The sequence below is a fragment of the Polynucleobacter sp. UB-Raua-W9 genome (assembly GCF_018687435.1).
GTDB lineage: Bacteria > Pseudomonadota > Gammaproteobacteria > Burkholderiales > Burkholderiaceae > Polynucleobacter.
Map to the genome: position 1 here is coordinate 519299 of NZ_CP061290.1, position 11907 is coordinate 531205.

General features: G+C 46.6%; 12 protein-coding genes. 11 read left to right on the forward strand and 1 reads right to left on the reverse strand.

What is annotated here, in order from left to right:
* Window positions 1-12: 12 nt before the first annotated feature.
* Genes AOC07_RS02725 through AOC07_RS02775 form a run of 11 tightly spaced genes read left to right on the forward strand, consistent with a single transcriptional unit; the run spans window position 13 to window position 11071 of the window.
* The gene (locus AOC07_RS02725; protein WP_215358077.1) at window positions 13-840 is read left to right on the forward strand and encodes a phosphatidate cytidylyltransferase; all 828 of its coding nucleotides are present in this window, start codon (window positions 13-15) and stop codon (window positions 838-840) included.
* Window positions 841-845: 5 nt separating this feature from the next.
* Window positions 846-2030, forward strand: a complete 1185-nt coding sequence (gene ispC, locus AOC07_RS02730; RefSeq protein ID WP_215358433.1) for a 1-deoxy-D-xylulose-5-phosphate reductoisomerase — start codon at window positions 846-848, stop codon at window positions 2028-2030.
* 25 nt (window positions 2031-2055) lie between these two features.
* Window positions 2056-3186, forward strand: coding sequence for an RIP metalloprotease (locus AOC07_RS02735; RefSeq protein ID WP_215358078.1), 1131 nt, complete (start codon window positions 2056-2058; stop codon window positions 3184-3186).
* On the forward strand, window positions 3183-5531 hold the full coding sequence (bamA, locus tag AOC07_RS02740; RefSeq protein ID WP_215358079.1) for an outer membrane protein assembly factor BamA: 2349 nt from the start codon (window positions 3183-3185) through the stop codon (window positions 5529-5531). Before AOC07_RS02735 ends, bamA begins: the two co-directional genes overlap by 4 nt.
* A gap of 18 nt (window positions 5532-5549) precedes the next feature.
* The gene (locus AOC07_RS02745; protein WP_215358080.1) at window positions 5550-6077 is read left to right on the forward strand and encodes an OmpH family outer membrane protein; all 528 of its coding nucleotides are present in this window, start codon (window positions 5550-5552) and stop codon (window positions 6075-6077) included.
* A 5-nt stretch (window positions 6078-6082) separates the two neighbouring features.
* Entirely contained in the window at window positions 6083-7150 is a 1068-nt protein-coding gene (gene lpxD, locus AOC07_RS02750; protein WP_215358081.1) for a UDP-3-O-(3-hydroxymyristoyl)glucosamine N-acyltransferase, read from the forward strand.
* A 42-nt stretch (window positions 7151-7192) separates the two neighbouring features.
* Complete coding sequence (gene fabZ / locus AOC07_RS02755) at window positions 7193-7642, forward strand: 3-hydroxyacyl-ACP dehydratase FabZ (RefSeq protein ID WP_215293866.1); 450 nt, start codon at window positions 7193-7195, stop codon at window positions 7640-7642.
* A complete protein-coding gene (gene lpxA / locus AOC07_RS02760; RefSeq protein ID WP_215358082.1) occupies window positions 7642-8439 on the forward strand; it encodes an acyl-ACP--UDP-N-acetylglucosamine O-acyltransferase in 798 nt (265 codons plus the stop codon). The genes fabZ and lpxA overlap by 1 nt, the downstream gene beginning before the upstream one ends.
* Before the next feature lie 9 nt (window positions 8440-8448).
* Window positions 8449-9654 carry a lipid-A-disaccharide synthase gene (gene lpxB, locus AOC07_RS02765; RefSeq protein WP_215358083.1) on the forward strand — a complete coding sequence of 402 codons (1206 nt, stop codon included), beginning with the start codon at window positions 8449-8451 and terminating at the stop codon, window positions 9652-9654.
* Window positions 9651-10244, forward strand: a complete 594-nt coding sequence (rnhB, locus tag AOC07_RS02770) for a ribonuclease HII (protein ID WP_215358084.1) — start codon at window positions 9651-9653, stop codon at window positions 10242-10244. The genes lpxB and rnhB overlap by 4 nt, the downstream gene beginning before the upstream one ends.
* A 2-nt stretch (window positions 10245-10246) precedes the next feature.
* Entirely contained in the window at window positions 10247-11071 is an 825-nt protein-coding gene (locus AOC07_RS02775) for an RNA methyltransferase (protein ID WP_215358085.1), read from the forward strand.
* A 6-nt stretch (window positions 11072-11077) separates the two neighbouring features.
* On the opposite strand, the gene AOC07_RS02780 is transcribed toward AOC07_RS02775, so the two are convergent.
* Window positions 11078-11905 (reverse strand): pyruvate, water dikinase regulatory protein, encoded by an 828-nt coding sequence (locus tag AOC07_RS02780; RefSeq protein WP_215293871.1) that lies wholly within the window; start codon window positions 11903-11905, stop codon window positions 11078-11080.
* Window positions 11906-11907 lie beyond the last annotated feature (2 nt).

Here is an 11907-nt window from a genome sequence, read left to right on the forward strand (position 1 = left end):
ACACATCACTACATGCTCAAAACCCGAATAATTACTGCCCTTGTTCTTTTGGCAGTGCTTTTACCCATCCTATTTTTATTGCCACCAGTTTACATAGGCGCATTCTTCTTGGTGGCCCTGTTGGCAGCTGCATGGGAGTGGAGTAGTTTACTTGCTCCATATGCTTCGCGCGCGGCTTATCTGTATGCATTGTTTTGCTTGGCAATCATTCTATTTTTGCTTGGCATGCAAAATACATCCTGGCAATTTGCATTATTACTCTTGGCAGTTATTTTTTGGTTCTTTGTGGCGCCATTCATTTTGGCAAAGGGCATGAATCTTTCTTTGCAAAAATTGCGCCCCTTTTATGTGGTACTTGGCTTAATTCTCTTGCCGGCAGCTTGGTTTTCCTTGGTATTCTTGCGCGAACTCGGTTTAGTATTTTTGTTAACAAGTATGGCTTTGGTTTGGGTTGCAGATATTGGTGCTTACTTTGTTGGTAAGGCATTTGGCAAACGCAAATTGGCAGTACAAATTAGTCCCGGTAAATCGGTTGAGGGTGCTATTGGTGGCCTTCTGCTTTGCTACGGCTACGCCTTGCTCTGCGTAATTTATTTGCCTTTTGAGTCCACCCTTTTTGGTGCTTGGGCGATTCGTTTTGGTTGGGTGCCAATGTTTTTGATGGTTACTGTGCTGACTTCTTTTAGTATCTTTGGCGATCTATTCGAGTCTCAGTTAAAACGTTTGGCTGGAGTGAAAGACAGTAGTCATTTATTGCCTGGTCATGGTGGCGTGCTTGATCGCGTTGATGCATTGATTCCAACAATGCCAATTGCAGCATTGTTGGCTGGATTTGTTTAATGGCTATTAAGCAAGTTGCCATTCTGGGTTCTACAGGCTCTATCGGAGTTAACACACTCGATGTTATTCGTTCGCATCCAGAGCGATTTAAGGTTGTTGCGCTGACAGCCGGAAAACAAGTAGATCGCTTAGCGCAGCAGTGTGCAGAATTCAAGCCTGCCATCGCAGTTGTTTCTGATGCTGATGGCGCGGCGCGCCTAGAGCAGTTATTACGAGACCAAAAAGTCTATACCCAAGTGCTCTATGGTCCGCAAGCCCTGGTAACTGCTGTTACTGACTCGGACTGTGACACTGTCATGGCTGCCATCGTAGGTGCAGCTGGCTTAGTCCCTACTTTGGCTGCAGCCAAGGCGGGTAAGAGAGTATTGCTGGCGAATAAAGAGGCTTTAGTGATGTCTGGCAATTTGTTTATGCAAGCTATGAAGCAGGGCGGTGGCGAGCTACTACCAATTGATAGTGAGCACAATGCAATTTTTCAATGCCTACCCAGTCAATTTACTAAAGCACCAATGCCTAGTCTGGGCGTTGAGGAGCTGTGGCTAACCGCTTCTGGCGGCCCATTCCGAGATACTCCCTTGGACCAATTGAAAAGCATTACGCCTGAGCAAGCTTGCGCCCATCCAAATTGGGTGATGGGCAGAAAGATTTCGGTTGATTCGGCAACCATGATGAACAAGGGACTTGAAGTGATTGAGGCTTTTTGGTTATTTGGCTTGCCGCTGGAAAAAATTAGAGTATTGATTCATCCGCAAAGCGTGGTGCATTCGATGGTGCGCTACCGCGATGGTTCTGTCATTGCGCAATTGGGTCAGCCTGATATGCGTACACCTATTGCTTATGGCTTGGCTTGGCCAGAGCGAATTGAGGCAGGTGTTGCACCCTTAAGCTTGACTCAATTAACTTCACTCGGCTTTAGCGAGCCAGATTCGGATCGCTTCCCTTGTTTATCTTTGGCTTTCGCTGCCGCAAAAGCTGGGGGCACTGCACCTACAGTCCTGAATGCGGCTAATGAAATAGCGGTAGCGGCGTTCTTGGATGAGGGCATGTCTTATTTGCACATTCCTTTGGTGGTAGAGAAAGTGTTAAATGCGATGTCAACTGCCGCAGCGGACTCAATAGAATATATTTTAGAGGTTGATGCTCAAGCTAGAAAAGCGGCGCGTCAATATATTCAGACTCTCAACCTTTAATTTGTAAAAGTCATTAGGAATTTATTTGCAGGCACTTATTACTCTTGCTTCATTTTTAGCTACCCTGGGTATTCTCGTGAGCTTTCATGAGTTTGGACATTTTTTAGCTGCGCGCTTGTGTGGCGTACGCGTACTCCGATTTGCAATTGGATTTGGCAAGCCCTTATTTACTCATGTAGCGAGCAATAAAACAGAGTGGGTTATTGCCTCTATTCCCTTGGGCGGCTACGTAAAGCTCTTAGACGGTCGAGACCGTCAGCAAGCGATTGCCCTGGCGGATGAATCAGAGGCTTTTGATCACAAACCGCTCTGGCAACACTCTTTGATTGTTGCAGCCGGCCCGTTTGCTAATTTTTTCCTGGCGGTTCTCCTGTTCGCTGTGATTTATGTTTCTGGTGCGCCGCAATTGCCTGCTGTGTTAAAGATGCCGCCTGAAAATTCAGTTGCTGCCAAATTAGGTGTACTCGAAGGGGATAGGGTTATTGGCTGGCAGGCTCTATCGAATTCAAATTCTGTGCCCCTTTCTAGTGAATTTGAGCCTATTTCAAGTTGGAATGCTTTGCGCTGGACTCTTTTGAATGCGCTTACTGCTGAGACTGGCTTCGCCCTGGAAATGCAGACTCCCTCAGGAAGTCGCTACATTAAGACCTTTTTGTCTAAAGATTTACCCCAATTAAGCCCCGAAAGTGACCCCATGTTAGCCCTCGGCATTCTGCCAAAGCCAGTGCCGCTTGCGGAGTGGACTGAGCTGAAATTGGGCCCACTTGACGCGATCGGGTTTGCCTCAGATAGGGTATGGGTAATCACCAAGATCTCCGTACGGTTAATGGCTGGAATATTTACTGGAAACACCTCCTTGAAGCAGCTTGGAGGGCCATTGAGTATTGCGGATATGGCGGGCAAGTCTGCTCAGGTAGGTTGGCAGCCGTTTTTTGCGTTTTTAGCACTTATAAGTATTAGCATTGGCCTGTTGAATTTGCTGCCTTTTCCCATGCTTGATGGGGGTCAGCTACTGTATGATGCATGGGAGTTAGTCGCCGGTAAGCGGATATCGGTTTCGATACAGGAACAGTTCCAGAAAGTGGGCTTTCTTTTATTGATTTCCTTGTCTCTTCTGGCCTTGTTTAACGATTTACAACGCTATTTATCGCCTTGAATTTTCTGATCTCACCTTTCCGCATTTCTGCCCGTCTCAGTGTTCATCTCTTGTTGGTGATTGCAGTTGCGCTGAGCCTCAACGCGCATGCGGCCGAATCTTTTGTTGTCAAGGACATTCGCGTTGAAGGATTGCAGCGCGTCGAGCCCGGTACGGTATTTAGCTATCTACCCGTGCAAGTTGGGGATATCTTTACAGAAGAAAAGGGTGCAGAAGCGATTAAAGCTTTGTATAGCACCGGTTTTTTTAGGGACGTGCAAATTCAGGCTCAGGGCGATGTTCTCATTGTGATCATCGAAGAGCGCCCAACAATCTCTCGCATCGAATTTACGGGCATGAAAGAGTTTGATCAAGAGATTGTGCGTAAGTCTTTGAAAGCTGTGGGTGTGGCAGAAGCTCGATTTTATGATAGAGCTCTCATTGATAAGGCGGAGCAAGAGTTAAAGCGTCAGTACGTTGGCAAGGGCATGTATGCAGCTGAAGTGATTGCTACCGTTACTCCAGTGGAGCGCAATCAGGTAGCGGTCTATTTCAATATTGATGAAGGCCCAGTTGCCAAAATTCAAGAAATTAACTTTATCGGCAATGAAGTCTTTAGTGAAAGCACCCTTAAAAGTGAGATGCAGCTAAAGACGGGCGGTTGGTTATCTTGGTATAGCAAAGATAATCTATATTCCAAGCAAAAGTTGACTGCTGACCTGGAAACCATTCGCTCTTATTATTTAAATCGTGGATATCTTGAGTTTGTCATTGAGTCCACTCAGGTATCGATTACTCCTGATAAAAAAGGTGTTTACCTCACCATTAGTGTTAGTGAGGGAAAAAAGTTCACCGTTAAGGCTGTCCGTGTAGCGGGCGATACCTTGGGTAAAGAGTCTGAGTTTATGCAGTTGATCACCCTAAAGCCAGGCGACACCTTTTCTTCGGCCAAGTTGACTGAAAGTACTAAGGCTATCGCTGAGGTACTGGGTTCATATGGCTATGCTTTTGCCATCATTAATCCGCAGCCGGATGTGCGCCGTGATCTTGCTGAGGTAGACCTAACCCTTGTGATCGATCCAGGGCGTCGTATTTATGTCCGTCAGGTAGCAATTTCTGGCAATGCAAAAACCCGTGACATAGTGATTCGCCGTGAGATGCGTCAATTTGAGAGCTCATGGTTTGATAGTGACAAAATTGATTTATCTAAAAAGCGTTTAGGTCGCCTTGGTTACTTTACCGAGACTGACATCACATCCGAGGATGTTCCAGGCTCACCTGACCAGGTGGATGTAAAAGTGAAGGTCACCGAAAAGCCAACGGGTGCAGTAACAATTGGTGCAGGCTTTTCCTCCACGGAAAAGTTAATTTTGTCTGCTGGTATTAATCAAGATAATGCATTTGGTACGGGTACAGCAGTTGGCCTGAATTTTTCATTGGGCAAGATTAATCAGAACTTAACTTTATCTAACTATGATCCTTACTTCACTGAAGATGGTATCAGTCGCTATACTGACGTCTATTACCGCTCTTCTAAACCGCTCTATTATGTTGGTGACCCCGATTACCAAATAAAATCAGTTGGTTCAAGCATCAAGTTTGGCGTGCCTTACACCGAGGTGGATCGAGTCTTCTTTGGTTCGGGTATCGAGGCTTTCCGGCTTAATACCACCATTAACACTCCACAACCTTATTTAACTTATGCCCAGAGTTACAACATTGCCGCCCCAGGTTATCCTGCCACTTTAAGCACCTATAATGTCCCCTTGACTGTTGGTTGGGCGCGCGATGGTCGCGATAGTACCTTGATTCCTTCGGATGGATCTTTGCAGCAGTTATCTGGCGAGGTTGGCACGCCGGTGGGTAATATGACTTTTTATCGCCTCTACGGCCAGTATCAAAAATATCACTCATTCTCAAAAGGAAATATCCTTTCGTTTAACGGCGAGGTTGGTTATGGCGAGGCGTATGGCTCCCACTCCTTCCCAATCACTAAAAATTACTATGTGGGCGGCATTGGCTCGGTTCGCGGCTATGCACCAGGCTCCCTGGGCCCCCAGTACTATAACAGTACTTATGGCACCTATCAGCCTACGGGTGGTCAGTCCAAGATTGTGACGAATGTGGAATATACCTTCCCCGTACCAGGATCTGGTGTTGATAAGACTCTGCGGCTATTTACCTTCGTGGACGGCGGTAATGCTTACGGAACCAACATTAATCTAGTCTTAAAATACTCCTATGGTTTGGGTTTATCATGGATCTCACCGTTAGGACCGTTAAAGTTCAGTTACGGCCTACCGTATAAGGCGCAGCCGACCGATAATATCCAACGTTTGCAGTTCCAGGTGGGTACGGCGTTTTAATTGTTTAAGGAAAGTTTTATGAAGTTATATCAATCTTCAAAATGGATTCAGATGGGCTTAGTTGCTGTAATCACAACTATGTCTGCAACTCAGGCATTCGCACAAGATGCTGGCACTCGCGTAGCAGTGGTGAACTCAGAAAAAGTATTTAATGAGTCCAACCTGGCTAAAGCAATGCAAACCCGCCTGCAAAATGAATTTACTAAACGTCAAAATGATTTGCGCGATAGTGCGCAAAAGATTAAGACTGCCGCTGAAAAATTAGATCGTGATGCTGCTGTCATGAATGAGGCAGAACGCATTCGTCGTCAACGCGAGTTAGCTGACCAGGATCGTGAATTACAACGCAAGCAACGCGAGTTCACGGAAGATCTCAATCAGCGTACATTTGAAGAGCGCGCTAAGATTGCTGAAAAAGCAAATTCAGTGTTACGCCAAATTGCTGAGCAAAGAAAAATTGACGTCATTGTTCAAGAGGCGGCTTATGTTAGTCCTAAGGCTGATGTGACTGATGATGTCATCAAGGCTTTGAATAGTCTTAAGTAAGTTTTATGCCCACCGCCATCGAGCTGGCCGAACAGTTTCAAGCAAGCTTGGTGGGGGAGGCCTCCTCCGTATTAATTGGTCTCGCCCCTTTAGAGCGGGCGCAAGTCAACCAAATATCCTTTTTATCGAATCCACTGTATCGTCAACAGGCTAGCGATAGTCTTGCAGGGGCACTGATTGTTGGCGAGTCTGACTTAGCGTTTTTGCAGGCGAACCCAGGGGTTGGCATATCAAAGCGAGTTTACTTTGTCTCCAAAAATCCTTATGCCACTTTTGCCAAAATGGCTCAGCACTTTGCAAAAGCAAGTGCACCAAAATATGCCCCAGGTATACACCCAAGTGCCGCAATAGACTCATCAGCCAATATTCCGTCTTCATGCCATATTGGCCCTTTTGTGCAAATTGGTGCTGGAGTAAAGCTGGGCGAGCGTGTGACGATTTTAGGCAATACTAGTGTTGCGATGAATAGTCAGATTGGAAGCGATACCCTGCTTTACCCCTCCGTTTCTATTTATCATGACACCCACATTGGTGAGCGCTGCATTATTCATAGTGGTGCGGTGATAGGTGCGGATGGCTTTGGATTTGCACCAGATTTTTCTGCAACCGGAGGGGAGTGGGTCAAGATTCCACAAACTGGTCGTGTGGTGATTGCTAGTGATGTTGAAATTGGTGCCTCTACCACGATCGATCGTGGTGCTATGAGTGATACAGTGATTGGCGCGGGTACTAAAATTGATAATCAAGTACAAATCGCGCATAACGTCACTATTGGTAACTGCTGTGTAGTTGCGGGATGTGCCGCTATCTCAGGTAGTACAAAAATTGGTAATTTATGCATCATCGGCGGGGCCGCCAATTTTGCCGGCCACCTCAGCATTGCCGATCGAACTACTGTTTCTGGCAACACTTCTATTATTCGCTCTATTACTGAGCCAGGACAGCATTTTACGGGGGTTTATCCCTCGATGCTGCATAGTGCTTGGGAGAAAAATGCTGCCATCTTGCGTGGTCTAGATAAAATACGCCAACGCTTGCGTTTGCTGGATAAAGGCAAGCGCTCAGAGTCTTAAAACTCTTTGGCAATTTAATATTCACTTTTCAGTAGGTAATTTATGAGTAAAGCTAACGCGATCGATATCAATAAGATTCTGAAGTTATTGCCGCATCGCTATCCATTTTTGTTGGTTGATCGAGTGCTTGAAATTACGCCTCAAGAAAGTATTACCGCGCTCAAGAATGTGACGATGAATGAGCCATTCTTTCAAGGGCATTTTCCTGATTTCCCGGTGATGCCGGGTGTTCTGATTATTGAAGCACTCGCTCAAACAGCAGCGTTGCTGACCTTCTCTGAAGAGCGTCCAGAAGATGCTGTCTACTATTTCGCGGGCATTGATGGGGCACGCTTTAAAAAGCCAGTCCTGCCGGGCGATCAATTAATCATGACTGCAAAGCTAGAGCGTGGTCGTGCTGGTATTTATAAGTTTTCAGTGCAAGCAACTGTCGATGGTGAAATTGCTGCAGAGGCAAATATTACCTGCGCAGTTCGTTCGAAAGGCGCGTAATGACTCGGATTCATGCATCCGCCGTGGTAGATAGCAAGGCTGAGCTTGCGAGTGATGTTGAGATTGGTCCTTTTTCTGTTATCGGCCCTAATGTGAAGATTGGTGCAGGCACAAAGGTGGGCTCACATACTGTCATTGAAGGCTACACGACCATCGGCAAAGAAAATAGTTTTGCGCATTTCGCCTCAGTTGGTGGAGCCCCACAGGATATGAAATACCGTGGCGAGCCTACTCAGTTGATTATTGGTGATCGCAATACTGTGCGTGAGTTCACAACCATTCACACAGGCACGTCGCAGGATGAAGGTATTACCCGAATTGGTAGTGATAACTGGATCATGTCTTATGTGCATATTGCGCACGATTGCAAGGTTGGTAACCACATTATCTTTTCTAGTAATGCCCAAATTGCTGGTCATGTACAAGTAGATGACTGGGCCATTATGGGTGGCATGTCTGGTGTTCATCAGTTTGTGCGAGTAGGGCAGCACGCGATGTTGGGTGGTGGTTCGATCCTGGTGCAGGATGTCCCACCATTTGTTATTGCTGCTGGTGACAAAGCTGCTCCTCACGGAATGAACGTTGAGGGTCTGAAGCGCCGTGGATTTTCCAGCGAAACAATTTCTGCTTTACGTCAGGCATATAAGGTTCTTTATAAGGATGGCCTGAGCTTTGAGGATGCTAAAGTGGAGCTCAAAAATATGATCAGCGCAAATGCAGCTGATGCTGCTACCGCAGAAAAACTGACGCAGTTTCATGATTTCATTGCCGCCTCTACGCGCGGCATTATTCGGTAAGGCCTTGCTTTGCCTAAGTTAGCTTGTGTAGCTGGTGAACCTTCTGGTGATTTACTTGCTGCACCGGTGTTGAGTGCATTAAATCAAATTCCAGACATGGCTAACTTAGAGGTTTACGGTATCGGTGGCCCTCGTATGCAGGCTGAAGGTATGCGCTCTGAATGGCCTATGGAGACTTTGAGTGTTCGGGGTTACGTTGAAGCAATTAAACAGCTTCCCGCCATTCTGAAGGTGCGCAAGGAGCTCATCCAAAATCTTACTGGCGAAGGTCGCCCTGATGTTTATTTGGGGGTAGATGCACCAGATTTTAATTTAGGTGTTGAGCTCCATTTACGCAAAGCAGGCATTCCAACTTTGCATTTGGTTTCTCCATCCATTTGGGCGTGGAGGGCAGGGCGTATTCAGAAAATTTCCCAAGCAGTTGAGCGTATGCTCTGCATCTTTCCGTTTGAAACGGAAATCTATGATCGAGCAGGTGTAGCCTCAACTTATGTGGGCCACCCTTTGGCAAGTGAAATTCCGCTCGAACCAAATGTAAACCAAGCTCGAGAAAAAATCATTCAAGCTTTAAAGCTTTCCAAGAATTCGCTTGATGGAATTGTGATTGCAGTTTTGCCAGGTAGCCGTAGTTCAGAAATTGAACTCATAGCGCCAGTGTTCTTTGAGACGATGGAACTTCTCTCCAAGCAGCTTCAGGGCCAAAAGCTTAGTTTTTTGATTCCAGTAGCCACGCCAAAGTTGCGCGCACCGCTTGAGGCACTTTTACTTAAAACTAGCAATGGTAATCCCGATGTTGAGATTCATTTACTCGATGGCATGGCCGATGAAGTGTTGGAAGCTTCTGATGTAGTCTTGATTGCCAGTGGCACCGCAACTTTACAGGCTGCCCTCTGGAAAAAGCCAATGGTAATTTCGTATAAGGTGCCTTGGTTGACTGCGCAAATCATGAAGCGTCAAGGTTATCTGCCTTATGTAGGTTTGCCCAATATCCTGTGTGGTGAATTTGTGGTTCCAGAGTTACTGCAAGACGAGGCTACCCCTGATAAGTTGGCCAAGGCATTGCAAGAGTGGCTCAATAACCCTGGTAAAGTCGCTCAACTAAAGACGCGCTTTGCTCAAATGCATGAGACACTCCGCCGTCCAACTGGTCTTTTGGTTGCACAGGCAGTTGCACAAACGATTGCAAGTAGTCGTCAGAAAAGAGTCAATTTGTGAGCGTGATTTTGGTATGCGGCATTGATGAGGCAGGGCGTGGCCCACTGGTTGGTTCGGTAGTGGCTGGCGCAGTGGTGCTTGATCCCAATAATCCTATTGCGGGCTTAAAGGATTCTAAAAAGCTTACTGCAGCGCGCCGCGAGTTTCTGTTCGAGCAAATCATAGAAAAAGCCAAGGCCTGGGGTGTTGGTGAAGCCAGCCCTGCAGAAATTGATGATATGAATATTCTGCAAGCTACTATGTTAGCGATGCGTCGTGCCGTTGAAGATTTAACTGGCAGATTGGGTGCATGGCCAGATAAAGTGCTTGTAGATGGCAATCGTTGCCCTGAGCTACCTATTCCTGCTCAAGCAATCATTAAGGGAGATGCTACAGAGCCAGCGATTTCAGCGGCATCCATCATCGCCAAGGTAACTCGTGATCGCCAGATGCAAGAATTAGACAAGAGACATCCACAGTATGGATTTGCGCAGCACATGGGTTATCCAACCGAAGCGCATTTTGCAGCGTTAAAAAAATTTGGTGCGTGTGATGAGCATCGTAGAAGTTTTTCCCCTGTACGAAAAGTGCTAGAAGGCATTGCAGGCTAGCGATGAACTTTGACCTCATTACATCCAAAGAGAATTCACTTTTTAAAGAAATTCGTTTGCTACAAGCTGCTGGCTCTAAGGGGCAGAAGTCGAGGCTAGCGAGTGGTCGGGCTTTGCTGGAGGGCATTCATCTGGTGCAGACCTGGGTTGGCGATCCTGCACTAAAAATTCTACTTACTTCTGAGCTTGGCCTCAAGAATGTGGAAATCTCACGGGCGGTCTACGAGCACATAGAAATATGTCCCGATACTAAGGTTTATCAGCTTGATAGTGCGCTCTGGAATTTGCTGAGCGATTTGGTGAATGCACCCCATATCTCAGGACTACTCGATCTTCCAAAATCTTGTTTAACTTTGCCACAATCGATTGCTACTCTGAACGGAGATGTTGTGATCTTGGATTGCATTCAGGATGCGGGTAATGTGGGTTCGATATTACGCTCTGCGGCTGCCGCAGGTTTTACCCAAGTTATTGCGACAATAGGTTGCGCGCATTTGTGGTCTAGCAAAGTACTGCGTGCTGGTATGGGGGCACACCGCTTATTGGATTTATATGAAGGTTGGTCTAATCAGCAGGTGCTAAGCGCAGTGACAGGCTCAATGCTGGCCGCCACCGCAGACGCAGACCAAGAACTGTTCTCTTTGGGTAAGGAGTTATTGCATCCCGTAGCTTGGATTATGGGTAGCGAAGGACAGGGGGTTTCAGAAGATCTTCTAGCTCAGGCTAAAGGAGTATCGATTCCGATTGACCCAAGAGTAGAGTCCCTGAATGTTTCTACGGCTGCTGCTATTTGCCTATTTGAGACGATGCGCGTCAGACGTAGTTAAGGAGCACTAGCCTAGGATTGTTTTATCGGATTTGATTCCTTGTAAAACAGTCGTCGCAATCTCTTCAATCGATTTACTCGTAGTCAAAATCCAGGGAATAGATTGCTTTTTCATCATTGCGGTGGCTTCGTTAATTTCGTAGCGACAGTTTTCCAGTTTGGCGTAATTGCTGCCTGGGCGCCGTTCATTCCGAATCTCTGAAAGTCGCTCGGCATCAATCATGAGGCCAAAAATCTTTTGCCGATAAGGCATTAAGTCTTTGGGTAGCTGTCCCCGTTCAAAGTCTTCGGGAATGAGTGGGTAGTTTGCTGCCTTCAATCCATATTGCATTGCCAAGTAAAGGCTGGTCGGCGTTTTACCAACGCGGGAGATGCCAATCAGAATAACATCGGCTTCGGCAAGATTTTGGTTGGATTGCCCGTCATCATGAGCCAAGGAGTAGTTGATAGCCTCAATACGGTTCTTGTAGGCCTCGGTATCCGCATTGTGGTGCAGGCGATTCATGGCATGGGTGGATTTCATGCCCAAGGCAGCCTCAAGGGGTGCCACAAAGGTCTGGAACATATCCAAAATTAAGCCATTAGCCTTGGCGACAATGTTATTGAGCTCGGTATTCACCAAAGTAGTGAACACAATAGGCTGGACCCCATATTTACTGAATGCCTGGTTAATGCTGCTAACGGCCTCATGGGCTTTATCGACGCTATCCACGAAAGGGATGCGGATGTGCTTAAAAGTAGCCTCAAATTGGGCCAAAATTGATTGGCTGAAGTTCTCGGCGGTGATGCCGGTTCCATCAGAAACAATAAAAACTATACGGGTTTCGGTAGACATGG